This window comes from Rhizobium sp. BK377 (assembly GCF_014193935.1).
In the GTDB taxonomy this organism is placed as follows: Bacteria; Pseudomonadota; Alphaproteobacteria; order Rhizobiales; family Rhizobiaceae; genus Rhizobium.
The window spans coordinates 38,811-65,434 of sequence record NZ_JACIAC010000010.1 but is presented as its reverse complement, the minus strand read 5'-3'; the positions used below and the strand labels follow the sequence as shown (position 1 = coordinate 65,434).

Here is a 26,624-nt window from a genome sequence, read left to right as displayed (position 1 = left end):
CGGAGACATCATGAACACGACCGAGAAGGTAATCTTCGAGCAGTTCCCCTATTGGGAAAAAGCCATCGGCTCGAATACGGCAAGCAGCAAGGCGGACGACCTCCTCGTCTTTATCGGCTGCGGCACCTCCTTTAACCTTGCCTTGTCTCTGGCCGCCTATGCCAACAGCCTCAAGCGCAGGGCGATTGCGGTGCCCGGCGCAGAGTGGCTGAACCGCCCCTCCTATTTCTGGCCGGAATGGCAGAAGACCCATGTGGTTGCGCTCTCGCGCAGCGGCGAAACGACGGAAACGGTCGCTGCGGCCAAGGCGAGCCGCGCTGCCGGCGCGTTCGTTACTGCCGTCACGGTCGAGCCCAAAAGCGCACTCGCCAGGAATTGCGACCAGCTGATCTGCTCGCCAACCCATCCGGACGAAGGCATCGTCATGACGGTGTCGGCAAGCCTCATGGTCTTGCTCAGCCTGCAGATGATCGGTCAGACCGTGCCGGCTTCGATCGTCGCATCGGCGAGGCAGCTTGCGAACACGCTCGACGCTTCCCTGCCCGATATCATCAAGGACCGTTCGCACTTCGTCTTTCTCGGCGGTGGACCGCTTTTCGGCATCGCGCTTGAAGGTGCATTGAAGCTTATGGAGATGAGCCAGCTCATGACGCAGGCCTTCCATCCGCTCGAATATCGCCACGGGCCGATCAGCCTCGTCGACGAGAAGACGGCGATTATCGTGCTCTACAGTTCGGACCAGAGAGAAGCCGAGGCCAAGCTGGTTGGCGAGCTGCGCGAAAAAGGCGCCGTCGTCATCGGCTTCGGCGGCCCCGGCGACCTGGCGCTTCCTGTTGATGTCGATCTGTCGCTCGCCGGGCTCGCCGTTCTGCCCGCGCTGCAGATCCTCGGCGAACGTGCCGCTCAGGCACGCCACATCGATACGGTCTCACCGCGTCATCTCACTAAAGTTGTCACACTCGCATGAGCGCCGCGGTCGATCAAAATCGCCAGATTGCTCTGGCGAAACTCTTCGGGGACAGAGGGCTGCCCCTGCCCCGTGGCATCACGTCCGTTTGCTCCGCCCATCCGCTGGTCATCGAGGCAACATTGCGACGTGCCGCCCGGCAGGGCGACGTGGTCCTGATCGAGGCAACCTGTAATCAAGTCAATCAGGAGGGCGGCTATACCGGTATGACGCCGGCGGATTTCCGCGCCTTCATCGAACGAATTGCGGCAAGCGTCGGCTTTCCCGCCGCGCGCATCATTCTCGGCGGAGACCATCTCGGCCCGAACCCGTGGCGGAAACTCAGCGCTGACGATGCCATGGCACGCGCCGAAGCCATGGTAAGAGCATATGTGGAAGCCGGCTTCGAAAAGCTGCATCTCGACACATCAATGGGCTGCGCCGACGAACCTGTGGCTCTTGCCGATGAACTGACCGCAGCAAGAGCCGCGCGGCTGGCAGGGGCCGCCGAAGACGCCGCCCGCCGCAGCGGCCGTCGTCCGCCGGTCTATATCATCGGCACGGAAGTGCCGCCGCCGGGTGGCGCCACACATGCCCTGGACGAGATCGAGGTCACGCGACGGGAGGCCGCCGTGAAGACGCTTGACGTTCATCGTGAGGCTTTTACCCAGGCTGGGGTCGGTTACGCACTGGAGCGGGTAGTCGCCATCGTCGTCCAGCCGGGCGTCGAGTTCGGCAACGCCAATGTCGCGCTCTACAGGCCCGAGCGCGCGCAAAAGCTGATCTCCGCGCTCGACGGGATGAAGGGACTGCTTTTCGAAGCCCATTCCACCGACTACCAGCCGGCAGCCGCGCTCTCGGCCCTGGTCGACGGCGGGTTTGCGATCCTGAAAGTCGGCCCCGGCCTGACCTTTGCATTGCGGGAGGCGCTCTACGGCCTCGACGCGATCGCCGCTATTCTCTCCGGGGACAAGAGAGCCGGCCGGCTGGCGGTGACCATGGAGGAGATCATGCTTGCTCAGCCCAGCCACTGGTCCGGCCATTACAGCGGCACGACTGACGAACAGCGCCTGCAGCGACATTTCAGCTATAGCGATCGCATCCGGTACTATTGGCCCGACGCGCGGGCAGCAACGGCAGTCGACGAACTGCTCGCCCGGCTGCCCGAGGCGATCCCGGAAACGCTAATCAGCCAGCATCTCGCTCGCCTCTACCCTGATGTGGTTGAAAAGCGTGTCGTGCCGAAAGCCCGCGATCTTTGCCTAGCTGCCATTGACGCGGCGCTGGCTCCTTACGCCACCGCGACGGCGCCTCGGTAGAAGAGGCGTCGCATGTCGCTCTTTCCGAGCGAACGCAGATCCGAAATCAGATTTTTCAGCCGGAGACAATTATGGCGTCCGTAAACGTGGCGAATGTCCGCAAGAACTATGGTCACTTCGAGGTGTTGCACGGGGTCGACATCGACATCCGCGATGGAGAATTCGTCATCCTCGTCGGACCCTCCGGTTGCGGCAAGTCGACCTTGCTGCGCATGATCGCAGGGCTTGAGGAGATTTCCGGCGGTAATGTTTCGATCGGCAGCAAGGTCGTCAACAATGTCGCTCCGAAGGAGCGCGACATTGCCATGGTCTTTCAGTCCTACGCGCTTTATCCGCATATGACGGTCGAAGCGAATATGGGATTTTCGCTGCGACTGGCGAAAGCGCCGAAAGAGCAGATCAAAGAGCGTGTCCGCGATGCGGCGCAGATCCTCGGCCTCGAACATCTCCTCGACCGCTACCCGAGAAATCTCTCCGGCGGCCAGCGGCAGCGTGTTGCCATGGGCCGCGCAATCGTGCGCCAGCCACAGGTCTTCCTCTTCGACGAGCCGTTGTCCAACCTCGACGCCAAGCTTCGCGTGCAAATGCGCTCCGAGATCAAGCAGCTGCATCAGCGACTGAAAACGACGACCATATATGTGACGCATGATCAGATCGAAGCCATGACCATGGCCGACCGCATCGTCGTTATGCGCGATGGTTATGTTGAGCAGATCGGCTCACCGCTCGATCTCTACGACCGGCCGGCCAATCTCTTCGTCGCCGGTTTCATCGGTTCGCCGGGCATGAACGTCATCAAAGGCAAGATCAGCGCGTCCGGGCCGCTTGAATTCATCGCAGACGGAGGAGCGCACCTGCCGCTTCCGGAGACTGCCGCGGCAGCGCGTGGTACGGAAGTGGTCTACGGCATCCGTCCGGAACATCTGATCGTCAGCCCGGAAGGCGTGAGCGCCGAGGTGGCGGTCATCGAACCGACAGGCGCTGAAACCCAGATTAACGCCAAGCTTGGATCGGATCCCTTAGTGGCAACGGTGCGAGACCGGCTTTCCCTGCAGGCTGGCGATACCGTCAGGATGATGCCTGATCTCACCAAACTGCATCTCTTCGACGCCAAAAGCGAAAAGCGCCTGTCGATCGGCTAGCAGCTCCTTTGGGCCACTGAACGAAAACGGCGCGGCGATGATCGCCACGCCGCACTTCGCATTAACGGTTCGAGCTTTAGAACTCTTCCCAATTGTCGCCCTTCGTATCAAGTGCGCTATTTCCTGAGAAAGCAGAGGCGATCTTGCGACCGAGGGCGCGAACCGGTGACGGCGCCGGTGCATCGTTTCGCGCGGCGGCACGAGGTGCTGCAGAACGCGGAGCATGACCGGTCTCGTTCAGCTTGAACTGGGCAAGAAGCTCGTTGAGCGAAGCGACCTCCTTCGCAAGGTTGTGACTTGCGGCAGTCGACTCTTCGACCATCGCAGCGTTTTTCTGCGTATCCTGGTCCATTTGATTGACGGCCAGATTGATCTGGTCGAGACCGGAGGACTGTTCCTGCGATGCTTCGACGATCGCGGCGATATGGCGGTTGATTTCCTGGACCTCGGCGGCGATCGCTTCCAGCGCCCTGCCGGTTTCGCCGACGAGACCGACACCGGAATTGACCTGTTCGCTCGACGTGTTGATCAGCGACTTGATCTCCTTGGCGGCGTTTGCCGAGCGCTGGGCGAGTTCACGCACTTCCTGGGCGACGACCGCAAATCCCTTGCCGGCTTCACCGGCACGGGCGGCTTCGACGCCCGCGTTCAAAGCGAGAAGGTTGGTCTGAAAAGCGATATCGTCGATGACGCCGATGATGTTGGAGATCTCGCCCGAGGACTTTTCGATCTGCTGCATGGCCGAAACCGCTTTGCGGACGACTTCACCGGATTTTTCCGCGCCAGTCTTGGCGCGTGAGACGAGCTCTCCGACTTCCTTCGCACGCTTGCTCGAATCCTTCACCGTCGTGGTGATTTCTTCGAGGGCAGCAGCGGTTTCCTCGAGCGCTGCCGCCTGCTGTTCCGTGCGCTTGGCAAGGTCGTCGGCGGCCGACTTGATTTCGTTTGCTCCGGAGTCGATACCGCGCGCATTCTGCGACACCCGGTTCAACGCCGATTGCAGCTTGTCGGCGGAGTTGTTGAAGTCGCTGCGAACGCCATCGAGCTTCGTCACGAAGGGCTGATCGATGCGGTAGGACACATCGCCGTCGGCGAGCTTAGCGAGACCGACGGCAAGGTTGTCGACGGCAAACTGCACATCGGCAGCATCTTTCGCCTTTTCCTTCTCCCGCTCGATCTGCTCCCTTTCGCTCATGCTACGATTGGCTTCTGCCTCCTGCTCGAGGCGAACCCGCTCGATCGCATTCTGCTTGAAGACCTGAACAGCGCGCGCCATGGCGCCTATTTCATCCGGCCGGGCCTGACCCTGAACCTCGACATCGAGATCGCCTGCAGCCAGACGCGCCATCGTGCTGGTCGTCTTCTTGATAACCGCAGCAATCGATCGCGCAAAGACGAGGAAGCCAACAAGCGAAATCAGCGAGACGATAACCGTACCGATCGCAGCCATCCAGAGCGCCTGCCGCGACGCTTCAACGACCTCCGTCACATTGGAGCCGATTTCGAAAACGCCGATCTTGCGGCCGGAGAAATCTTCGAACGGAATGGCCGCCACTTCATAGTCCTTATCGCCGAGAATCGCGTGGACACGGACGCGGTCACCGTTGAATGCTGCCTGCAACTGCTCTTGAGTGAGAATTGCCTTGTCGCCGAAAGTCGAGGCCTGTGATACGAATTTCCCGTCCTGAAGGATATGGACTGCAACGGCCGCATCGACCGACTGCGCCAGCGGCGCAAAATAGTCGTTGGTGAGCGAGGTGCCGACATCGACGATGCCGACGGTCTTGCCGTCCTTGATGACGGGAGCCGAAGCAAACATGCTGACGGCGGTCCGCCCAGGTTCGATGCCGGCGCTCAGCTTACCCTGCGTTAGTGCTGCAACGATCGTCTTGCGACGTCCCTTGAGATCGTCGCCAAAAGTATCCGGCGCATGGATACGTGCAACGGCCATGCCATCGGAATTGCTGAAGGTGATGAGCTGAAGGCCCTGCGCTTTGATCGCCGGTAGGCTCGCAGTATATTTTGCAAGAAGGGATGCGCGATCATTCTTGCCGATCAGATCAGCCGTTTCAGGCTCGCCGGCAAGGGTTACCGCAAGCCCGGCTGCCGCCCGCTTCTGAGCCTCCATATCCGCCTGGATTACATGCAGATCCGACGAAAGCTCCTTCTGAAGCGATTGATCGCTCATCGCATTCTGACGATACCAGGCAAGACCACCGATTGCCGCGCTCGCAAACATAACGGCCGCAAATCCATAGGCCGTGATGCGGATCCATATCGGCCGCTTGATCTCTTCCGCGTTCATGACGTCCCCTCAAATATCGATGCCCTTAATTCTTGAGGGGAAAACTTGTTTTTTACTTAATTTCGGATGGTCAATATCAGCAACGAACTGCGGCTTTGCGTCGCCGACGATACCGTGTTCAGCCGCACCTCAGGTTCATGCGCGGCGGTTTATTCCTTTATAAATCAAAGAGTTTTCCATCCTCACCCAATCGGGTGATGCTCAAGTATCGATCCCTTCTCTAAAAGATCAGGCTGGACTAATATTCGGCCTCGGCCGCTCATATGACTTTGCCAATCGAGAGACAGTCAAATGGAGCATACGGATATTGTCAATGCGATCTACCAGGCTTCTGTAAACATACAGTTGTGGTCGAGTACTCTATGCGCGGTTGTCGATTATGTCGGAGCAACAGCCGGCAATATTGTCTATCAGGCACCTGATGGGAAAAGCAGCTTTCTGATCCCCGGCCGGATGCGCGAAGATCTGAACGATCTCTACCTGCAACATTACGCCGGTAATCCCTATGCAAGGGCGTTCGAGAAAATTCAGCCGGACCATGTGGCAATCGGCAATGAACTCATCGACGATGCTGCCGTTCGACAGACCGCTTATTATGCAGACATCTGCGCGCCTCAGAATATCTACAATCAGCTCTTCGTTCCCCACGCCAGCCTGCATGAACGCGGTGGCATCGGCGGGGTAGCGCTTTTTCTCTCCAAAACCCAGGATGCGGAAAACGCCCAGGCTGCCCGGAAGCTCCTGCAGTTGACGCCGCACCTTTCCCGTTCGATAGAGCTTTCCCTTCTCGTCGGAAGCATAAGGCATGAGGCCAGCCTTCTGCAGCGGCTGCTCGAAGCTCTGCCGGATGCCGCCATGCTGCTTGATGACCAGGGCGAGATTGTTCTGTTGAACTCCGCCGCTGAAGACATCCTGAGACGCGGCGACGGCCTTTCGATCAACAGACATGAGCGCATGGCGCTGCCGAGCATTTCCAGCAGCTCTAAGGCTCTGACCCACGCGATCCGGCAAGCCATCGAAATTGCAGGCGGCTCCGCCGCGCAATTACAAGGCGCAGTGCAGATTCTCCGGCCGTCGGGCCTGCCACCCTACCTCGCGCAGGTCACTCCCTTGCCGCCAAATTCCTTTGTCGCCTGGGATTCGGCAGATTCCGGCGCCCGCGTGCTTCTTCAGATCGTCGATGCGGAAAGCCGGGCCACCGGGCAGGCAGAACAGCTCCGCAGCATCTTTAGCCTGACTGCTGCGGAAACGAAGGTAGCTGTGCTCGTCGGCTGCGGATTCTCAGTTCCGGAGACCGCCCGGATGCTTGCCCTTTCTCCCAATACCGTCAAAACGCATACGGCACGGCTTCTGTCCAAGACAGGTGTGCGATCTCAAGCGGCATTTGCGCGGCTAATGGCTTCCGTTCCTGCGCGGCCGGGTCGGCCTTAGTCTGTCTCCATCGAGGCCCGGGCCGTAGCAAGGGTTAGCGCCAGCGCGGCGATGGGACTTGAACATCATATTTTTCTGCCAGGCTCGCTACGGTCGAGGCTGGCTAAGCCGCGCACCGCGAAAGGTCAGATATCCGATGGTTTGACGTCCTGCTTACGGCTGTCAGAACAGAACGCGAGCATCTGCCGACACCTCGTAAAGGTTGCTGTTGCGGTTGTCGTCAACAAGATATATCTCAAAAATGCCACTCGAAATTGTCTTTTTCGCCGTCGTTGCGATTGAGGTCCAACTCCCGAACCGATCACATCCCGGAGCGATCGAATGCACGTCCAGCCGCAACATCGGATCTATGTCTGCTTCTTTCTCTTCGCGATCTCGATGGGAGCGCTGCTCTCGCGCTTGCCTGACCTTCAGGATGCCTTGGGCGTCAACAAGTCCGAACTCGGCCTCACGCTGATCGGCGCGGCGATCGGCGCGCTGATTTCCCTGACATTCGCGTCACCGCTCATTGCCCGCGTCGGCGCGCGCAGGACGGCGTTTCTGACGGTGCTCGGCACGTCTGCGCTGCTGGCGACGATCCCCTGGACCAATACCGCCTGGCTCGTCTTCTTCATTCTGCTCTGCGAAGGGTTGCTCGCCGGAGCGCTAGAGATCAATCTGAATGTGGAGATCGATCGGATCGAAGCCCGGCTCGGCCGCGGCGTGATGAACAGAGCGCACGGCTTCTGGAGCCTTGGATTCTTCCTGACCGCTCTCGTCGGTTCTGCCCTCCGTCAGGCGGGCGTTCCGATGCATCTGCATCTCGCGCTGACATTCACTTTCGTTTTGATCGTCGGCATTGTCGTCATCTCCGGCATTGAGAATGCACCGGCCCGTGCTGGGGTCAAACATGTGGAAGGTGCAAGCATAGCGTTGCCGACATGGGGGCTTATGCCCCTTTGCATTATCGGTATTGCCGCCTTCCTGGTGGAAGGCGCCGGCATCGACTGGTCGGCTATCTATATGCGGGACGCCTTCACAGTCGAGCCCTTTATCGGTGGTCTCGGGCTCACGCTGTTCACTTTCTTTATGGCCGCAGCCCGACTGTTCGTCGACCCGCTTGTCGATCGGTTTGGTGCTCGCGCCGTTGCGACCTTTCTCCTGGTTCTCTCGGTAGGGGGCGTCTGCGCCGTCTGGCTTGCGCCGCACCCCTATGTCGCACTCTTCGGTTTCGCCCTGATGGGCGCCGGTTGTAGCGCAGTCTATCCCCTTGCCGTTTCCGCAGCGGCACAGCGGACCGACCGCCCGGCCCATCTCAATGTCGCGGCCCTCGGACAAATGTCCTTCGTCGTGTTCTTCCTGGCGCCGCCATTGCTTGGCTTCGTCGCCGAACATGCCGGCATCAGGATCTCGTTCCTTGTCTGCCTGCCGGTTATCATCGCGGCTCTGTGTCTGACGAGAGCGCTGAAGCCGCGCGGAATTGACAACAAGGCGAGAATCGAGAGCGAAGCCAATCAAGCAGCGCGTGTGTGATCGGCTATGGCTGGCCAAGCTCGGGCTTGGTCAGGCCGGCCAGAAGAATGGCGAAGGGCGAGCGTACAGGGCAACCTCTGGGTGCCTGCCTCCACCTTTTCGCCTTTCGACACATCGTGGACATGGACACCGGGGATCGTTTATTCGCTGACGAGCACGAGGCAAATCCTGTGGAATGTTTGTCGACACAGTGCCCGCAACCGCCCTATGCTGGAATCAATCATCTAATTTCGGCAAAAATAACGGATATATAGCGTGTCTCTCCCAGCTTGGTCCCATCCCGTCGCAGCCATTGCAGATGAGGAACGAAACAGTCGGCTGTCTCGCTTGCGCGAGCGCATGGAAGCGCATGGCATTGCCGCCACGCTGCTTGGCCCAACCGAGAGTCTACGCTATTTCACCGGACTCGCCTGGCACCTGAGCGAGCGGCTGCTCGGCGCGGTCGTGACGGACGACAAGCTCACGTACATCGTACCCGGTTTTGAGCGCAGCCGCGTCGAGACGCTGCCACATCTGCCCGGTGAGATCGCCGTCTGGGAAGAAGAAGAAAGCCCTGCCGCATTGGTATCGCGGCTCGTCGGCCCGTCCGGCAAGCTCGCGCTCGACGATGCGTTACCGCTCGCCTTCTGCCACGCCTTTACGAAAGAGATGGGGGCGACCCGCCTTGCCGATGCAGGGCCTGCCATCCATGCACTACGCGCCATCAAATCGCCGGCGGAAATTGCCCTCATCCGGTATGCGATGGGCATCACGCTGGATATTCACCACAAGGTCCGCAGCATGCTCGCCCCCGGCACAGCAGCCTCGGATGTGGTTCGCTTCATCGACCAGCAGCATCGTTTGGCCGGCGCCGATGGCGGCTCGACCTTCTGTATCGTCTCCTTCGGTGAAGCGACTGCACTGCCACATGGGGCGGACGGCGAACAGATCCTGCAGGCGGGTGACGTCATTCTCGTCGATACGGGCTGCCGGATCGATGGCTATCATTCCGACCTGACACGCACCTATATGCTGGACGAGGGCAATGACGCGTTCGAACGCGCCTGGGCGATCGAACGCGAGGGCCAGGAGGCCGTTTTCGATGCGGCAAAACTCGGTGCGGCCTGCGAAAGCCTTGATGCCGCTGCCCGAAACACTTTCGCGCGCCACGGCCTCGGTCCGGACTACCGCCTGCCTGGCTTGCCGCATCGCGCCGGTCACGGTCTCGGCCTCGAAATCCATGAAGCGCCTTATATCGTCCGAGGCAACAAAACTCCGCTGGCCCCAGGAATGTGCTTTTCGAACGAGCCGATGATCGTCTTTCCGGGGGAATTTGGTGTCCGCCTGGAAGACCATGTGCATATGACCGAGAACGGTCCCTGCTGGTTTACGACGCCGGCTGCAAATCCTTACGCAGTCTGAGTTCCATTCCGAAGACATGCGTAGCCTGGTCACAGACGCTGCCACGTGCCGCCGCATCAAGCTGAGCCGAGGTCCGCGACAACAGCCCGCAGAAGGCGCACGTCGGCGACCACGGAAGGACCACTTTGCGGATCAAAGATCTTGCTGACATGTTTCGTCATCACAGCAGCGTAACAGGCTAGGCCGTCGCATCGGCAGATCAGACAGATCCAGGATGGAGCACAGAATGTGGCTGAGTGATTTCGAAGTCGTGCTGCGTGATAGGGTCATACCTCGGGGCGCAGTCAGGATCGAAGACGGCATGATCGCAGAAATCAGGGAAGAACCTGCGGCTTCCGCTGATGTCAACGGCGACGGCAGGCTGCTGCTTCCCGGGTTCGTCGACATGCATGGAGACATGATCGAGCGCGAGATCGAACCGCGTCTGAGTGTGCGCTTTCCTTTGGAGCTTGGCATCTTCGAACTGGACAAGAAACTTGCCGGCAATGGCATCACCACCGCCTTTGCCGCGCTGTCCTTCCACGCCAGCAGCGGCCATGGCCAAATACGCTCGGAAGAACATTCGCGTTCGATTATCCAGACCCTGATTCAGCTCCGAAAAAATGACTTACTTGTCGACCACCGGGTCCATGCACGCTTCGAAATCACCTTCACCCATGCCCGCGCCGTCATCGAGGACCTGCTGCGGGCCGGAGCGCTCGACCTCGTTTCACTGATGGACCATACGCCGGGCCAGGGCCAGTATCGCGATATCGAACGCCATATCGAAACGATCGCGCGCAATAACAGGATCACCCTTGAACAGGCCGCCCAGCGTGTTCAGCAACGCATGGAAAATCGTGCCCAGAACAATGACGCGGTTGACAATCTCCAGGGCATAGCCGCGACGGCGCGCGAGCACGGCGTCATCATCGCCTCCCATGACGATGACAGCGCCGAGAAGGTGATGGTCGTCGAGGGATTGGGTGCACGCATCAGCGAGTTTCCAGTCACCATGGCAGCGGCCCAGGAAGCTCGCAAACTCGACCTGGCAACAGCCATGGGGGCGCCGAACGCGCTTCGCGGCTTGTCCTACTCGGGCAATCTTTCTGCCCGCGAGGCCTATGAACACGGCGTTCTCGACATTCTGGCAAGCGATTATCATCCCGCCAGCATGTTGCCAGCCGCCATCGCGCTTGCGAAAGCCGGAGCAGGTGGGCTGTCGGCATCTGTGGCGCTCGTCAGCGCCAACCCGGCGTCCGCGCTGGGGCTCACAGATCGCGGCGCGATCGAAGTTGGCCTACGCGCCGATCTAGTTGTAGCTGAGGGAGGTCATCTGCCACGGCTGAGAGCAACCTTCAGCCGCGGAAAACTGGTTTACTCGGATGGAACAGTCCCGGGACTATCAACACCATCCGCGATCTGACACTGAAGACGGCCATTGCGTTTCGCGGGATATTGCGACGCGGTCGTCGACTTCCACTCGCCTCCTGGCACCAAAACGCTCATCCTGCCCCGCTGCTCTGCAAGACAGCAACCTCGCACATTGCGGCTTCGGGCATCACGTCTCTTGAAAGACGCCGCTACAAGTCTCACCTGATATCTCCATTGTTCACCTGTCGAACGACAGCCCTTTGCCTCCAGCAGTCGCTGCCGGTCCTCAACGTCGACGCCTCGCGTGTCGGAGGAGATTTCATGGGATTCATTGATCGTGACATTCAGCCGTCCTCAGACGCCGGGCTGCTGGATGCCTATTCCGAAACGGTGTCGAATACCGTCGATATGGTCGGCCCGGCAGTTAGCCGCATCGAGCGCATCGGCGGCCGGGCGGGACATGGTTCCGGCTTTGCCATTTCGCCCGACGGTCTCATCGTCACCAACAATCACGTCGTCGGCGATGCAAAGGCCGTCACCATCAAGACGCCCGATGGTGCGGTCGTGGAGGGACGGGTTCTCGGCCGTGACGAAGACACCGACCTTGCCCTGATCCGAGCCAACGACTGGTCCGGCGCCTGGGCGCAGCTTGCCGACTCGAAGAAGCTGAAGCGCGGGCATATCGCCGTTGCCATCGGCAATCCGCTTGGCTTTGAATGGACCGTCACAGCCGGCGTCGTTTCCGCTCTCGGCCGCTCGATGCGCGCTGCGAGCGGTCGTCTGATGGAAGATATCATCCAGACTGACGCAGCGCTCAATCCCGGCAATTCAGGCGGTCCACTGGTCTCTTCGACGGGTGAGGTCATCGGCGTCAACACGGCCGTCATCCAGGGCGCGCAGAGCATTGCTTTTGCGGTTGCCTCGAATACAGCCAAACATGTCGTGTCCGAAATCCTGCGCTTCGGGGAGGTCCGCCGCGGATATATCGGTATCGCCGCCGATACGGTCGATCTGCATCGGCGTATTGCGCTTGAGGCCGGCGTTCCGCAACGGACGACTGTCCGCCTGCGCCGCGTCGAAGACGGCGGCCCTGCCGCCAGAGCCGGCCTTCGTGAAGGCGACTATCTGCTTGCAATCGCCGGCCATCCCGTATCGGGGATAGACGACGTCGTCCGGCTGTTGGATGGGTCGACGATCGATGCCGACGTCGATTTGCTGATTTTCTCTATCGCAGGGCGGATTGAACAACGCACTGTTCGTCCTGCAAAAAGAATACACTAGCATCTGCAGCAGCTGCGCGGAAAAGAGAACGAAGTCGATGCTCGCCTTCGTTCTCCAGTGTGGCAATCGCTCGGCTGGCTATCCGACGAGGTTCTGCGCCTCGGTCTCAGCGATGAACTCGGCAACTGTCTCGCCGATGATTTCGGGGTGATCCTCCTGCAGGTAGTGCAGGCCTTTTCCCAGCTTGATCAGCCGGCAATTGCGCAGACGTCTTGCGAAATCCTCGGCAACAGTCGGCGGAATGAGCGCACCGGGATCGCCGGCGAAGAGAAGCTTCGGATAGTTCGATACCGCCAGAGCCTCATGTGCCTTTTCCATGGTCGCATAGACATCCGCCGGCTCACCCGCAATCGGCAATTCGTTCGGAAATCGCCAGGTCGGCCGGCGCGAGGCCGATGTCGGGAATGGCGCTCGATAGACGGCCATCTCCTCATCGCTGAGTTGACGATGCGTCGCCCCCGGCAATACGCCTTCAACGAAGATATTGTCCTGGAGGATGAGCGCCTCCCCCTCTCCCGGGGTGCGGAACTTGCGAAAAATCTCACGCTCGGTGCTGTTCTGCAGAAATGCGTCCCAGGTTGGGATCGGCCTGATAAACTCCATGAAGGCCAAACCCCGGACGAAGTCGGGACGGCGGGCAGCAAGATGGAACGCCAGCCCGCTGCCCCAATCCTGGGCAACGAGATAGGCCGACTTGATGCCCATCTTCGCTATGAAGGCGTCGAGGTAGCGCACATGGTCTTCGAAGCGATAGGCAATGTCGGGCTTGCCCGATTGTCCGAAGCCGATCAGATCAGGGGCGATGCAATGGGCGGCATCTGCGACATGCGGAATGATGTTGCGCCAGATATAGGACGACGTGGGATTGCCATGCAGAAGGAGGGCGACAGGGCCGTCCGTTCTGCCGGCCTCCCGATAGGCCATTTCGGAATCGAGCACCGGCACGCGCGGCAGACTGATATCATGTCTCATGGGTGTGATCCTTGAACACGGTGGCAAAAACGATCCTCTTGAACCGCTCCAGGGGTTGGGCATCCCGCGAGACTTTCATGCGCAGGATCGCACCTTCCCATGAAGCAAGGAGGAATTCGGCCAGATCTTCCGGCCCGATTGCATTATCGATCTCCCACGAGGCCTGTCCTTCGGCAATGCAAGCCGTAAATGGCGCGCTCCATTCGCCAAAAATTTCCGCGAGCCGCGTACGCAGCATCTCGCTCTGCGGGGCCGCCTCAAGGCTGAGATCGCCTATGAGGCAGCCGCGGCTGAAACCGTCGGCAGCCAGACGGCCGGTGATGATATCGAGGTATTTCTCGATGCGCTGGCGTGGCCTCAGCGCCTTATCCCCCAGCGCCGTCTCGATAGCGCTCTGAAGATCCTGAAAGTAGAGGTCCAGCACTTCCTTCGTGAATTCCTCTTTAGAACGGAAGTGGTTGGTGAACGAGCCTTGGGGCACGCCTGCTTCGGCGACGATGTCGCGGACGCCCGCGCCAATGTACCCCTTGCGGAACATGACCTTGCGGCCTGCCTCGAGAATTGTGTTTCGATGTGAGTGCTTTGCCATAGGAGTTATAATATGGACGACCGTATTAAAATCACGGACGAAATTGCGGCCGCCGCTCAGCGGGCGTCGGACCGAAAAACATGCATAAAAATAAAGGCACCCGCCTGCCGGCCGGTGCCTTCATTATTGCCTTCCGCGATATCGGACTGAGACCAGCCTATAGGGAACTCGACATTCCCGAGGTCGCAGCAAGCAGACCAAGCAGTGGCGACGGCTCGTCAGATAACACGTCATAAACACAGGGTGCTGCAAAAACCGCGGCTCCCAGAATGAAGATAATGATCCTTTTCATCGAGCCTCCGTGGACGCAGCCAAATGCATCCAAGCCACACCGGAATGTTTAGACGAGATTGAGCTCGACATTGATGTTGCCGCGCGTCGCCTTCGAATAAGGGCAGGTCTGGTGGGCTTCCTCGATCAACGTGCGGGCGACTTCAGGCTCCAGACCCGGCAGGCTGATGTTTAGCCGTGCCTGCAGGAAATAGGCATCGCCCGTCATGCCGAGATCGACTTCAGCGTCAACCGCGGTATCGGCGGGAAGCCTCAGCTTGCGCTTGCCGGCGGCAAGACCCATCGCACCGATGAAGCAGGCAGACCAGCCGGCTGCGAAGAGCTGTTCAGGATTGGTGCCGGCATGGGCGCTGCCCGGAGGCGAAAGCTTCACATCGAGCTGCGCATCGCTGCTGCGGGCGGAGCCGTCGCGACCGCCGGTGGTGTGGGTCTTGCCGGTATAGAGAACCTTTTCGATCGTCGTCATGAGAGCACTCCTTGATTTCGCGTCGCTGTCTGCGACATCTGGTAACGGAGTGGTTTTGACCGTTTGACGTATCCTGTATGTTTCCAAAATCGGCCGAACTGTATCAAAGCGTAGCGCCGGTCTATCTGGACATTTTCGCATACAAATGCAGCCAAAAATTCAGTTGGCGCGGATCGTCACTTCGGCCGCGAGACCACCGCCCTCGCGGTTATAGAGCCGCACCGAGCCGCCGATGGCGGCTGCCAATTGCTGGGCAATGGCAAGGCCAAGGCCTGTGCCGCCAGTCTCACGGTTGCGCGACTGTTCCAGCCGGAAGAAGGGTTGCATGGCGGCTTCGAGCATGGCGTCCGGAATGCCGGGGCCGCGGTCCATTACGGTGATAACGATCGCCTCTTCACCTTTTCGCTCAACGCTGATTTCGGCTGCGCCTGCAAATTTCAGGGCGTTGTCAATGAAGTTCGTGAGAACGCGACGAAGCGCATGCGGTTTTGTCGATGCAACGCCCTGTACGAGGCCGACGACACTGACGGCCTTCTGCATGTCTTGATAGTCATAGGCGATGCTGTCGATGAAGGAAGACAGGTCGATACGGGAAAACTTCTCGCCATTGCCATGCGCACTCCGGGCATAGGCGATCCCATCCTGGACCAACCGCTCAATCTCACCGAGATCGCGCACCAGCTTGTCCTTTTCAGGGGAATCGTCGGCCATGTCGGCGCGCAGCCGCATGCGCGTGATCGGCGTCTGCAGGTCGTGGGAGATTGCAGCCAGAATCTGAACCCGCTCTTCGAGATAGTGAGCGATCCGCTCCCGCATGGCGTTGAAGGCGCGCGCGGCATGGGCAACCTCACTCGGTCCGCGTTCGCTAAGCGGCGCTTCTTTCTTTGTCGGATCAAGCGCGTCGGCGGCCGCCGCAAGCGCCCCGAGCGGGCGGATCGCCTGGCGCACGGCAAACCAGGTACAAAGCACCAGGAGCGCCATCTGGACTGCGAGCACATAGGGGAGCCATGCCGCAATGGGCATGGGCGGGCGCGGCGTGATGTCGATCGTCAAGGGACTTCCGTCACTCAGCGTCAGATGCGCCTGCAACCGCGTAACATCGCCCGGAACGGATTCCATGCGGATCGGATAGGCGCCGCCGACTGCTTCTTCGATCCTGCCGCCAATTTCCCTGCCCTTGCTGGAGTTATCGGGCACGCCCGGCAGACCCGGCCCAAGTTCGAAGCGATAATTGCCGCGGCTGAGACGATCGAGCAGGTCGCCGCGCTGATCCGCCGGCAGGCGGTCGAGCACCGCAATCGAGGTTGCAACGTCACTTTCCAGCGTACCGAGCATGACGGCCTTGGCCGACATGGAACGTTCGATGAAGAGCACCGTAAATGACAAACCGTAGGCAATCGCCAACCCGAAAAGCAGGATAAGGAAAAGCCGAGCCTTTAGCGAGCTCGGCCAAAATCCGGAGCGAAGGGCACCGCTCGCACTCATGATCTGGCCTCTTCAATCTCCACCGGAACGGAAAAGACGTAACCTTCGCTGCGCACCGTCTTGATATAGGTCGGCTCGCGTGCGTCGTCGCCCAATCGCTGACGCACGCGGCTGACCAGAAGGTCGATCGAGCGGTCGAAGAGTTCCGCATCGCGGCCCTGGGTCAGGTTCAGGAGCTGATCGCGGTTGAGCACCCGCTGCGGATGGTCGATAAAGACGCGCAGCAGCCGATATTCGGCACCGCTCAGCGCAATCTCGGTTCCCTGCCTGTCGAGAAGATGCCGGCCGACCGTATCGAGACGCCAGTCGCCGAAGCGAAGCCATTGTCCTGCCTCCGAAATCTGCAGGTTTGGCGGCAAGGAGCGGGTGCGCCGCAAGACGGCCTTGATGCGTGCCAGCAATTCGCGTGCGGCAAAGGGTTTCGGCAGATAGTCGTCGGCGCCCATCTCCAGCCCGATGATGCGATCCATCTCGTCGCTGCGGGCCGTCAGCATCAGAATCGGCGTTGCCTTGTGCTTGCCGGCACGCAGCTCACGACAGAGCACGAGCCCGTCATCGCCTGGCATCATGATATCGAGCACGATGAGATCGACCGTATTGCCTTCGAGAAAGCTGCGCATTTGGCGGCCATCGGCGGCGACTGACGTGCGAAGCCCGTTCTTCTTCAGATAGCTTGAAACCAGCTCGCGGATTTCACGATCGTCATCGACGATCAGGATATGGTCGACGTGCTCCATGTCGGACTTTCGGATCCTCTGCTTGTTGGCGCTGCAGAATCGTTATCTCAGATGCAGACTCGTTGCTTACTGTTTTGACTCTGAATTGGCTGCCGCGAAACTGGGAATTCCGTTCGCGGCAGCCGAGGCAGGTTTTAGAAGCGATCGACATCCAGAATGGCCTGGGCAAAGGCCTGCGGTGCTTCTTGCGGCAGGTTATGACCGATACCGCCAGTGATGTTGCGATGCTCATACCTGCCGGTGAACTTCTTCGCGTAGGCCGAAGGTTCCGGATGCGGCGCGCCATTGGCGTCGCCTTCCATTGTGATGGTCGGTACGGTGATAACAGGAAAGGCAGCGAGCTTCTTTTCCAACGCGTCATATTTCTTTTCGCCGTTGGCAAGGCCAAGCCGCCAGCGGTAATTGTGGATGGTGATCGCGACATGGTCAGGGTTTTCGAATGCCTTGGCAGAGCGGTCGAAAGTTGCGTCATCAAATTTCCACTGCGGCGAAGCAAGCTTCCAAATCAGCTTTGCGAAATCATGCCGGTTGGCCTCATATCCCTCGCGGCCGCGTTCGGTGGCGAAGTAGAATTGATACCACCAGGACAGCTCGGCCTGCGGCGGAAGCGGCTTCTTGTTCGCCTCCTGACTGCCGATCAGATAGCCACTGACCGAGACCAAGCCCTTGCAGCGCTCCGGCCAGACAGCGGCCAGGATGTCCGCGGTGCGGCCGCCCCAATCGTATCCGCCGATCACGGCGCGCTCGATGTCAAGCGCATCCATGAAGGCAATGATATCAGTGGCGATGGCAGCCTGTTGACCGTTGCGCGGTGTCTTTGCGGAGAGGAATTCGGTTGTGCCATAGCCGCGCAGATAGGGGATCAGTACCCGATAGCCGGCATCGACGAGCGCAGGCGCTACATCGACATAGCTGTAGATATCGTAGGGCCATCCATGGAGCAGCAGCACAACCGGGCCATTTGCCGGACCGGCTTCAGCGTAGCCGACATTCAGTACGCCAGCCTTGATCTGCTTCAGCGCTGCAAAGGACGTATTCGAGCCTGGCTTGACGGCCGGCGCGGTCACCTGTGACTGAGCGCTGGCGGCGCTGGTCAGGCCGAATTCGACGGCCGCCATGGTCATGGCCGCAACGCCGAAAAGACGACGACGCTGAAGATTGATTTCGTTGGACATTGGTTCTCTCCGTTTCGAGTGGGTGGCAGGGAGAAAACAGCCGGCATGTATCCCCGATGTTTCGGGCATCCGCTTTTATTGCATGCGGATGTAGCATCCGGCCTTCCGGATACATTCGGATACAATTGGCTGCCTTCTTAATTGGAAATTCGCTGGATGAGGACATCGCGGAGCACGACGGCGTTGTTGCGCTCGTCATCGCGGGCCGCGTAAAGCAGGGTGACGGTGCCTTTCTTTGTGAAATCGAGCACCTGATTTATCTCTTCCTCTTTCTGCTGAAGCTCGGCCCTGTAGCGCTTGCAGAACTCCTCCCAGCGCGCCGGTTCATGATTGAACCAGTGGCGCAATTCAGTGCTCGGCGCGACATCCTTTAACCAGGCATCGAAGGCCGCGCGCTCCTTGCTCAGGCCACGCGGCCAGATTCGATCGACCAGCAGCCGGATACCATCCGTATCTGCCTTGGCTGCATAGGCGCGCTTCAGTTTTATGGCTTCCGCTTTGACCATTTTTACATCCTCCGTGCCTGATCGACGCCAGGTAAGGCGGCGATGGAGTGAAGATAGCGCAGCCGCAAGGAAGGCGCTTCCTACACTTCGGTACATATTGCCGCGAACCCGGACACATAGGAGATACATGGCCTCAACAGATTAGCGTCGTTGCTGGCCGAGCCGCATCGCCGTCCAGAACCCAACAGGTTTCAGAGGAAACGATGATGACGCTTCTTATCATTGCCTATCTCGGAGGGGCGCTGACCATTTTCAGTCCCTGCATCCTTCCAATCCTCCCCTTCGTCTTCGCCCGCGCCGGACAGCCATTCGTGCGCAGCACGCTGCCAATGCTGATCGGTATGGCCGCCACATTCGCGTTGGTGGCCACACTTGCCGCCATTGGCGGGAGCTGGGCGATCAATGCCAATGAGTATGGCCGCCTTGCTGCGCTGACCCTGCTTGCCGTCTTCGGCGTCAGCCTGATTTCGCCGCGTATCGCAAGCTTCATTACCCAGCCAGTCGTCAAGTTCGGCAATCGGCTGCTGAACACCTCCGGCAAGAGTGGTTCCGCGCCGACTGCGGCCAGCGCGCTCATTCTCGGCGTCGCGACCGGCCTGCTTTGGGCACCCTGCGCCGGGCCAATCCTCGGTCTCGTACTGACCGGCGCCGCACTCCAGGGCGCCAACCTGCAGACGACGTTGCTGCTGCTTGCCTACGCCGCTGGCGCCGCCACTTCTCTGGCTATTGCACTCTCAGTCGGCGGCAAGATCTTTGCCGGCATGAAGAAGTCGCTTGGCGTCAGCGAGCGCATTCGTCAGGGCCTCGGCGCTGCCGTACTTGCAGGCGTCGCTGTCATTGCACTCGGTCTCGACACTGGCCTGCTTTCGCAGCTTTCCTATGCCAGCACCGCATCCTTCGAGCAGACCGTTCTCGAGAGGGTGAATGTGAAGCCCACTGATGGAGGACCGTCCGAAGTCGCGAGCAACGACAAGACGATCGGTCTTTCCGTTGCGAAGAAACCTTTCCATAGCGATCTGCCGGTCGAAGGTCGGGCGCCGTCGCTTGACGGTGCCGTCGAATGGTTGAACTCGCCGCCGCTGACAATGGAACAACTCCGCGGCAAGGTCGTGCTCGTCGATTTCTGGACCTATTCCTGCATCAACTGCATCCGCACTATCCCCTATGTCCGCGCCTGGGCTGAAAAATACAAAGAACAGGGCCTGGTTGTGATCGGCGTGCATGCCCCGGAATTTGCCTTCGAAAAGAAGATCGACAATGTCAAAAAGGCCATTGGCGACTTCAATATCGGCTATCCGGTCGCGATCGACAACGACTACAAGATCTGGCGTGCGTTCGATAACAGCTACTGGCCGGCTCATTATCTGATCGACGCCAAGGGCCAGATCCGCGAACATCACTTCGGCGAAGGCAACTACCGACAGACCGAGCAGGCGATCCAGGATCTGTTGCGCGAAGCCGGCAGCGAGATGGCAACAAGCGCACCGGTCGTGCCGGATGCGAAAGGTGCCGAGATGAGCCCGGACCTGAAGGACATCGGCTCCGGCGAGACCTATATCGGCTATCAGCAGGCCACTGGCTTTGCCTCCAATGAGAGCATGGGCGCCGATGCTACCAGGGACTATTCGGTCAAGCAGCCGGGTCTCAACCGGTGGGGTCTTTCGGGCAAATGGACTGTCGGCGCCGAAGAGGCGACGCTGGATCAGGCAGGCGGCGGTATCGCCTACCGCTTCAGCGCCCGCGATCTGCATCTCGTTCTTGGCCCAAGTGCTGACGGCAAACCGGTTCGCTTCCAGGTGACGATCGACGGCAAGGCGCCGGGTGCCGACCATGGCAGCGATATCGATGCCGATGGAAACGGCACGGTGACCTCGACCAAGCTCTATCAGCTCGTGCGCCAGTCCGGCGCGGTGGAAGCACGCAACTTCGAGATCCATTTCCTCGATCCCGGCGTTCAGGCCTACGCCTTCACTTTCGGCTGAACATTCCATCTCTCGTTTAACTTGAACAACAGGAGCAAATATCATGAAACGCAAGTATTTTTCTACCATCGCCCTCGCCTTCGCCACCAGCATTATCGCTTTTGCCGCCCAGGCGGCGGATGTGAAGAACATCGTCATCGTCCACGGCGCTCTCGCCGACGGCTCCGGCTGGCGCCAAGCGACCGAAATTCTCGAACGCCGCGGCTTCAACGTCACCATCGTGCAGGAGCCGATCACCTCGCTTGCCGATGACGTCGCCGCCACCAACCGAGTGCTGGACCTGCAGGACGGCCCGACCCTGCTCGTCGGGCACAGCTATGGCGGCATGGTGATCACCGAAGCCGGCAACAGTCCCAACGTCGCGGGCTTGGTCTATGTCGCGGCTTTCCAGCCGGACAAGGGTGAAAGCCTCATCAGCCTAGCAAGTTCCAAGCCGGCTGGCGGCATGAATATTCGTGAAACGAAGGACGGAAAATACCTCTATCTCGATCCGGCCGCCTTCGCCAACGACTTCGCCGCCGACCTGCCGAAGGACGAGGCCGCGTTCTTAGCGAAGTCGCAGGTCTTCGCCTCCAAGGACGCCTTCTCGGCCAAGGTCGGCGATCCCGCCTGGAAGACCAAAAAGAGCTGGACGATTGTCGCGACCGAAGACCGATCGATCAATCCCGACCTCGAGCGCGACATGGCAAAGCGGGCCGGCAGCAAGGTAACGGAGATCAAAGCAAGCCATGCAGTCTTCGCGTCTCAGCCGGAGAAGGTCGCCGATGTGATCGCGAAGGCTGCCGAGGCAGCCGGCAAGTAATCGGATCAAAAGCGCCAACCGGAGCCGGCAGATCACTCCGCCGGCTCATTTCTTTTGGCCGTACAGTCTTCGCCTCGATGAGGCGAAGCGCCGAGTTTCGTCACGAAACCTTCTGCCGCCCGTAAAGCAGCAACATGCCGATGATGACGGCACCATAGATCAGCTGACGCCCGGCCTCTTCGATCTGCATGACCGAGAGGATCGACTGCAGCAGGGTTATCAAGATGACGCCAGCGACGGTTCCGAGATAGGAACCCTTGCCGCCCAGCACATGCGTGCCGCCGAGCACGACGGCGGCAATCGACGGCAGGAGATACGCGTCACCCATGGACTGGGAAGCTTTCGAAGCGTAGCCCGCGAGCAGCACACCACCGAGCGCGCTCAGACCGCCCGAGATGATGAAGGCGAGCAGGGTAATCCTGCGCGTATTGATGCCGGACATGTAGGCGGCGCGTTCGCGATTGCCGATCGCGTAGAGCGACCGGCCGAAAGTCGTGCGCGTCAAAAGGAAGACGGCGAGCAGGCCGACGACGAGCCACACCAGAACGCCGTTCGGAAGACCCGGAATGGTGTAGCCGGTTGCAAGGAAGCGCATGGCCGCAGAAGCCGAATCCTGAGGGGAGAAGCCACCGGTATACACGACCATCAATCCTTGGGCGACGGCATTGGTGGCAAGCGTGATGATCATCGAGGGAATGCGCAGATAGGCGACCGCGAGCCCGTTGACGAACCCGATTGCTGCGCCGCAGAGAATGCCGAAGGGGATCGCGAGGATCGCACCCGTCGTTCCGTAGGCGGTGGCGGCGCAGGCCATCATCGCTCCTGTCGTAACCACCCAAGGCACCGACAGGTCGATCTGTCCAAGCAGGATGACCGCCATCATACCCGTCGCAATCACACCGAGGAACGAAGCCACCTTCAGCTGCTGCAACAGATAATCCGGAGACAGGAAGTTGGAGGAATAGAGCGAACCGCCGAGAAGCAACAGGATGATGCAGCCGAAGGCGATCGCCACGGCGGGATCGACACCGCGCAAGCGTGGAGGCACGGGAATTTGCCGCATGGTGGAAGCATCCTCGCTCATTGGAACCACTCCAGACGATTGCGCACCCGCGACAGGCCGATGCAGCCGATGCTGACTGCCAGCATCAGCACAACACCCTGGAAAAGCGGCTGCCAGAGCGGGTCGAAGTCGAAGACGAACAAGAGGTCGCCGATGGTGCGGAAGGCGAGCGCGCCGAATATCGCGCCGATGGCACTTCCCTTGCCGCCTGCGAGCGAAACGCCGCCGAGCACCACTGCCGCAATCGAATAGAGCGTATAGGCATTGCCGCTCGCAAAGGCCGCCTCGCCGGTATAGGAAAAGAAGGTCAGATAGAGCCCGCCAATCGCCGACAGCAGGCCTGCCAGCGCATAGGCGGCAAGCTTTGCCCGCTTCACCGGCATGGCCGACATATAGGCGGCGTTTTCCGCCGATCCGACTGCATAGGCGGTGCGGCCGAACACGGAACGGCTGAACGGCACCCAGATCACCAGGATGACTAGCGCGAGCACGACAAGGCTTGCCGGGATGACGCCAAACGTCGAGGTGAAGGCATCGGCGAGATCCTCGTTGACCGAGCCGCCGGGTGTGGGGCGTAGCAACAGCGCCAGTCCATAGAAGACCGCACTGGTCGCAATCGTCGTGACGATGGGCTGCAACCGACCGAAGATGATGACCAGCCCATTGAGCAGGCCGCAGGCAAGACCCGTCAGGAGTACGGCAATGACGCCAAGCCCCGTCTGCAGCGGCGTACCGACGACGAGCCACGATGCGAGGCAGTTGCACAGGATCAGGATCATGCCAACCGAAAGATCGATGCCCGCAGTGATCACCACGAAACACTGCGCCATGGCCACGAAGGCAAGCAATGTCGCCTTGTTGGCGGCCGTCTGCACCACGTTGGGCGTGAAGCCGGCGGGATGGTTCGAGACATAGATGATGAACATTAGAATGAAGAGAAGGGCTGCAAAGAGCGTGCCCTTCTGCTGAACGTACCGGTAGCGCCATTCGCCGCTCGCCTGCATGCTCATTGGGCTATCCTTTGCTGTGCTTGGCTGGCGTCGATATTGAGAGCGGCGCTGACGAGCTCGCGCTCGTTGATCTCGTTTCCTTCCAGAACGCGAATGATGCTGCCATCATACATGACGAGCACGCGATCGCAGCAGCCGATCAGTTCATCATAATCGGTGGAATAGAAGATGATGGCGGCACCCGCATCTGCAAGCTTGCGCAGCAGGGCATAGATTTCCTGCTTGGTGCCGACATCGATACCGCGTGTCGGGTCGTTGAGCAGAATGATGCGCGGGCGGTTCATCAGCCATTTGGCGATCACCACTTTCTGCTGGTTGCCACCTGACAGCGAGGCGACGGGCATATCGATCGTCGCGGCCTTGATCGCCAGAAGCTTCAGCAGCTCGTCGATTTCGCGAAGCTCGGCTGCTCGATCAATAACACCGTTGCGCGAAACGCGGTCGAGTGCCGCAATCGAGAGGTTCTCGCGCACCGTCATTGGCAGCATCAGCCCCTCGGTCTTACGATCCTCTGGGATCAGCGCCATCGAGATCTCGCCCGATTTCGCTTCGCCGGGACTCTTCAACGCAACCGGCTTGCCATCAATCGCCACCTCGCCCTTGAGGTCGCGCAGCACACCGAAAAGCGCCAGAAGCAATTCTCGCTGCCCCTGCCCGTCCAATCCGCCGAAGCCGATAATCTCGCCCGGCCGCACATCGAAATTGATTCCGGAAAGCCGGTCTCCCCAGGAAAGGTCGCGACAGGACAGAACCGGCGTGGCTGCTCTCGATTGCATCGGCTTGGGCGGAAAGACATTGGTATATTCACGGCCGATCATCAGTTCCACGACCTGCTGGTCACTCTTGCTGCCGGCGAGATAGGATTCGATGCTGCGGCCGTTTCTAAAGACCGTGCAGTCGTCGGCCAGTTGTGCAATCTCATGCATGCGATGCGAAATATAGATCAGCGCCATGCCCTCGGCCCTAAGTTGCTTGAGCACGCCGAAAACCTTCTCGACATCCGACTGGGTCAAGGCCGAGGTGGCCTCGTCGAGGATCATCAAACGCGGCTTGCGGGCCAGCGCCTTGGCGATCTCTACCATCTGCCGGCGAGAAAGCGGCAAATCCTTCACCAGGGATGATGGATGGATATCGGCAGCACCGGCGCGAGCAAGTGCTTCCTCGGCAATCTGGCGCTGTCTTTTACGATCGATCATACCGAAACGCAGCGGCGGATTGCTGATGACGATATTGTCGGCCACCGAAAGATCGGGAATAAGCGACAATTCCTGGAAGACACAAACGATACCGGCGCCATTGGCGGCGGCCGGTGACGCGAAAGAAACTTCATTTCCGTCGAGCAGCATGCGTCCTTCATCGGGCGCTACCACACCGGCCATAATCTTGATGAGCGTCGATTTGCCGGCACCGTTTTCGCCGAGCACAGCGTGGATCGCGCCCGGTCGAACAGCGATATTGGCTTCCTTCAGCGCAATCGCACCGCCATAGCGTTTCGATATGCCTTCCATGCGCAGAAGTGGTTCAGAAAGGATCATGCATCCAGCCTCCATTCGGTCGTGTCGAGATCGAGACAGCGGGCGCGGACGCCCGCAGTCAGGTCCGGATGGTGGTGCTTACTGATTTTCCTTGTTCTGCCCCATGATTTCCTGCGCGGAGAAGTTGATGCCGCAGGTCGGGAAGGAGTTGCCGACGAAAAAGTTATCGGACTGGTTGGGGTAATAATCCTCACCTTCCTTGAAATCGGGATCGGAAACGAGTGCCGTCGGCAGCTTGACGGCCTGAGGAACGACCTTACCCTCAAGCGCCGCAATGGCCGTCTTGATGGCAACAGCAACCTGCGCCGGGCCAGTACCGGCCGACGAGCATTTCAGGCCATCTGCCGCATGGGCGGCGCAGAATTTACGGAAGCCGTTCTCTGTCTCACCGCCGAAAGGCACGAAGGGATGCTTTGCATCGATCATCGCCTGTACCACGCCGGTATCGCCGCCTTGCGCGGTGATGCCGTCAAATGGGCCATTGGTGGCGATCGCATCGGCGGTTGCCTTCTGCGCCACGCCGTCATCCCACTTGCCGACAACTTCGGTGACGGTAAACTTCTTGCCCGAAGCGTCCAGCGTTTCGTGGATACCGTTATGACGATCCGTATCGACGGAGGTGCCGGCAACACCGCGCACTTCCAGGATCTTGCCGCCTTGCGGCAGGTGCTTCACCAGCCAATCGGCCCAGAGAGCACCAAGGCCCTTCTGATCGACGTTGACATTGATCGCATCCTTGGTGTCGAGAATATTGTCGAACGCGACGAGAACGACGCCGGCTTTTTTGGCGCGCTTGATAACCGGACCGAACGCTGTCGGATTCTGAGCATTGACGACGATGGCATCGTAACCGGCATCGATGAAATTGTTGATCGCCGAAATCTGGGCCGGAACATCCTCGCCGGTCGAGACGACCTTGAACTCTTTCAGCTTGGCAGCGACGTCGGGCTGGGCGGCATAGGCCTTTGCCGTCTGAACCATCTGGATGCGCCATGTATTGGCGATATAGCCGTTAGCAAGCGCGATGCGGTATGGGCCATCCTTCTTCGGAAATTGCAAGAACTGGGTCTCAGCGGACCATGGAACCATGCAATCCGGATCGGCGGCGGGTCCGGACACAACCTTTGGCTCCGCTATGGCCGCGCTGCAGAGAAGAGCAAACGCCGACGCGGAAAACGCGGCGACACCAGCCATCTTAGCTTTCTTCACCTTGAACATTGAATACCTCCTCCTCAGGCGGCCCGAGCCGCCCCTCCACAAGATATTATTGGCATGCTGATTCCGGGAAGGCTCCATCCCATCCCTTTCCGGTGCGATTTGA

General features: G+C 59.8%; 24 protein-coding genes. 11 read left to right on the top strand and 13 right to left on the bottom strand.

From position 1 onward, the window contains the following. Window positions 1-10 precede the first annotated feature (10 nt). From FHT92_RS27735 to FHT92_RS27725, 3 genes are all read left to right on the top strand, one after another. Window positions 11-967: an SIS domain-containing protein gene (locus tag FHT92_RS27735; protein ID WP_183831257.1), complete on the top strand. Its 957-nt coding sequence runs from the start codon at window positions 11-13 to the stop codon at window positions 965-967. Beyond that, window positions 964-2,265 (top strand): D-tagatose-bisphosphate aldolase, class II, non-catalytic subunit, encoded by a 1,302-nt coding sequence (locus tag FHT92_RS27730; RefSeq protein ID WP_183831255.1) that lies wholly within the window; start codon window positions 964-966, stop codon window positions 2,263-2,265. The genes FHT92_RS27735 and FHT92_RS27730 overlap by 4 nt, the downstream gene beginning before the upstream one ends. 71 nt (window positions 2,266-2,336) lie before the next feature. Then, on the top strand, window positions 2,337-3,407 hold the full coding sequence (locus tag FHT92_RS27725; protein WP_183743307.1) for an ABC transporter ATP-binding protein: 1,071 nt from the start codon (window positions 2,337-2,339) through the stop codon (window positions 3,405-3,407). A gap of 76 nt (window positions 3,408-3,483) precedes the next feature. On the opposite strand, the gene FHT92_RS27720 is transcribed toward FHT92_RS27725, so the two are convergent. Both FHT92_RS27720 and FHT92_RS29530 read right to left on the bottom strand, forming a co-directional pair. Further along, entirely contained in the window at window positions 3,484-5,712 is a 2,229-nt protein-coding gene (locus tag FHT92_RS27720) for a methyl-accepting chemotaxis protein (RefSeq protein WP_183831253.1), read from the bottom strand. A gap of 360 nt (window positions 5,713-6,072) precedes the next feature. Further along, window positions 6,073-6,519 (bottom strand): hypothetical protein, encoded by a 447-nt coding sequence (locus FHT92_RS29530; protein WP_246735579.1) that lies wholly within the window; start codon window positions 6,517-6,519, stop codon window positions 6,073-6,075. On the opposite strand from FHT92_RS29530, the gene FHT92_RS29525 reads away from it, so the two are divergent. The 5 genes from FHT92_RS29525 (at window position 6,460) to FHT92_RS27695 (ending at window position 12,690) form a co-directional block, all read left to right on the top strand. Next, a complete protein-coding gene (locus FHT92_RS29525) occupies window positions 6,460-7,143 on the top strand; it encodes a helix-turn-helix transcriptional regulator (RefSeq protein ID WP_281413053.1) in 684 nt (227 codons plus the stop codon). The two genes, FHT92_RS29530 and FHT92_RS29525, sit on opposite strands and share 60 nt — an antisense overlap. A 321-nt stretch (window positions 7,144-7,464) precedes the next feature. After that, window positions 7,465-8,655: an MFS transporter gene (locus tag FHT92_RS27710; RefSeq protein WP_183743312.1), complete on the top strand. Its 1,191-nt coding sequence runs from the start codon at window positions 7,465-7,467 to the stop codon at window positions 8,653-8,655. Between the two features lie 255 nt (window positions 8,656-8,910). Next, window positions 8,911-10,056 carry a Xaa-Pro peptidase family protein gene (locus tag FHT92_RS27705; protein ID WP_183831249.1) on the top strand — a complete coding sequence of 382 codons (1,146 nt, stop codon included), beginning with the start codon at window positions 8,911-8,913 and terminating at the stop codon, window positions 10,054-10,056. Between the two features lie 226 nt (window positions 10,057-10,282). Beyond that, complete coding sequence (locus FHT92_RS27700; protein ID WP_183831247.1) at window positions 10,283-11,461, top strand: alpha-D-ribose 1-methylphosphonate 5-triphosphate diphosphatase; 1,179 nt, start codon at window positions 10,283-10,285, stop codon at window positions 11,459-11,461. Window positions 11,462-11,730: 269 nt separating this feature from the next. Next, on the top strand, window positions 11,731-12,690 hold the full coding sequence (locus FHT92_RS27695) for a S1C family serine protease (RefSeq protein ID WP_183831245.1): 960 nt from the start codon (window positions 11,731-11,733) through the stop codon (window positions 12,688-12,690). A gap of 78 nt (window positions 12,691-12,768) precedes the next feature. On the opposite strand, the gene FHT92_RS27690 is transcribed toward FHT92_RS27695, so the two are convergent. Together FHT92_RS27690 and FHT92_RS27685 are read right to left on the bottom strand one after the other, a co-directional pair. Then, window positions 12,769-13,662 carry a haloalkane dehalogenase gene (locus FHT92_RS27690; RefSeq protein WP_183831243.1) on the bottom strand — a complete coding sequence of 298 codons (894 nt, stop codon included), beginning with the start codon at window positions 13,660-13,662 and terminating at the stop codon, window positions 12,769-12,771. Next, window positions 13,652-14,251: a TetR/AcrR family transcriptional regulator gene (locus FHT92_RS27685; RefSeq protein ID WP_183743322.1), complete on the bottom strand. Its 600-nt coding sequence runs from the start codon at window positions 14,249-14,251 to the stop codon at window positions 13,652-13,654. Before FHT92_RS27685 ends, FHT92_RS27690 begins: the two co-directional genes overlap by 11 nt. An 80-nt stretch (window positions 14,252-14,331) precedes the next feature. Between FHT92_RS27685 and FHT92_RS27680 the strand changes: the two genes are divergently transcribed. Then, complete coding sequence (locus FHT92_RS27680) at window positions 14,332-14,487, top strand: hypothetical protein (protein ID WP_183743324.1); 156 nt, start codon at window positions 14,332-14,334, stop codon at window positions 14,485-14,487. 104 nt (window positions 14,488-14,591) lie between these two features. On the opposite strand, the gene FHT92_RS27675 is transcribed toward FHT92_RS27680, so the two are convergent. The 5 genes from FHT92_RS27675 to FHT92_RS27655 all read right to left on the bottom strand — a co-directional run bounded on the left by FHT92_RS27675 (window position 14,592) and on the right by FHT92_RS27655 (window position 18,911). Then, on the bottom strand, window positions 14,592-15,008 hold the full coding sequence (locus FHT92_RS27675) for an organic hydroperoxide resistance protein (RefSeq protein WP_007826944.1): 417 nt from the start codon (window positions 15,006-15,008) through the stop codon (window positions 14,592-14,594). A 159-nt stretch (window positions 15,009-15,167) separates the two neighbouring features. Next, a complete protein-coding gene (locus tag FHT92_RS27670) occupies window positions 15,168-16,493 on the bottom strand; it encodes an ATP-binding protein (protein WP_183831241.1) in 1,326 nt (441 codons plus the stop codon). Further along, the gene (locus tag FHT92_RS27665; RefSeq protein WP_183743328.1) at window positions 16,490-17,230 is read right to left on the bottom strand and encodes a response regulator; all 741 of its coding nucleotides are present in this window, start codon (window positions 17,228-17,230) and stop codon (window positions 16,490-16,492) included. Before FHT92_RS27665 ends, FHT92_RS27670 begins: the two co-directional genes overlap by 4 nt. Window positions 17,231-17,364: 134 nt before the next feature. Continuing rightward, window positions 17,365-18,405, bottom strand: a complete 1,041-nt coding sequence (locus FHT92_RS27660; protein ID WP_183831239.1) for an alpha/beta fold hydrolase — start codon at window positions 18,403-18,405, stop codon at window positions 17,365-17,367. A 137-nt stretch (window positions 18,406-18,542) separates the two neighbouring features. After that, window positions 18,543-18,911: a DUF488 domain-containing protein gene (locus tag FHT92_RS27655; RefSeq protein WP_183831237.1), complete on the bottom strand. Its 369-nt coding sequence runs from the start codon at window positions 18,909-18,911 to the stop codon at window positions 18,543-18,545. 206 nt (window positions 18,912-19,117) lie between these two features. On the opposite strand from FHT92_RS27655, the gene FHT92_RS27650 reads away from it, so the two are divergent. Together FHT92_RS27650 and FHT92_RS27645 are read left to right on the top strand one after the other, a co-directional pair. Next, window positions 19,118-20,893 (top strand): cytochrome c biogenesis protein DipZ, encoded by a 1,776-nt coding sequence (locus tag FHT92_RS27650; RefSeq protein WP_183831235.1) that lies wholly within the window; start codon window positions 19,118-19,120, stop codon window positions 20,891-20,893. A gap of 43 nt (window positions 20,894-20,936) precedes the next feature. Further along, entirely contained in the window at window positions 20,937-21,695 is a 759-nt protein-coding gene (locus tag FHT92_RS27645) for an alpha/beta hydrolase (protein ID WP_183831233.1), read from the top strand. 100 nt (window positions 21,696-21,795) lie between these two features. On the opposite strand, the gene FHT92_RS27640 is transcribed toward FHT92_RS27645, so the two are convergent. The 4 genes from FHT92_RS27640 to FHT92_RS27625 all read right to left on the bottom strand — a co-directional run bounded on the left by FHT92_RS27640 (window position 21,796) and on the right by FHT92_RS27625 (window position 26,521). Next, window positions 21,796-22,779 carry an ABC transporter permease gene (locus tag FHT92_RS27640; protein WP_183831231.1) on the bottom strand — a complete coding sequence of 328 codons (984 nt, stop codon included), beginning with the start codon at window positions 22,777-22,779 and terminating at the stop codon, window positions 21,796-21,798. Then, the gene (locus FHT92_RS27635; RefSeq protein ID WP_183831230.1) at window positions 22,776-23,768 is read right to left on the bottom strand and encodes an ABC transporter permease; all 993 of its coding nucleotides are present in this window, start codon (window positions 23,766-23,768) and stop codon (window positions 22,776-22,778) included. Before FHT92_RS27635 ends, FHT92_RS27640 begins: the two co-directional genes overlap by 4 nt. Continuing rightward, the gene (locus FHT92_RS27630; protein ID WP_183831228.1) at window positions 23,765-25,303 is read right to left on the bottom strand and encodes a sugar ABC transporter ATP-binding protein; all 1,539 of its coding nucleotides are present in this window, start codon (window positions 25,301-25,303) and stop codon (window positions 23,765-23,767) included. Before FHT92_RS27630 ends, FHT92_RS27635 begins: the two co-directional genes overlap by 4 nt. A 78-nt stretch (window positions 25,304-25,381) precedes the next feature. Beyond that, complete coding sequence (locus FHT92_RS27625) at window positions 25,382-26,521, bottom strand: sugar ABC transporter substrate-binding protein (protein ID WP_183831226.1); 1,140 nt, start codon at window positions 26,519-26,521, stop codon at window positions 25,382-25,384. Window positions 26,522-26,624 lie beyond the last annotated feature (103 nt).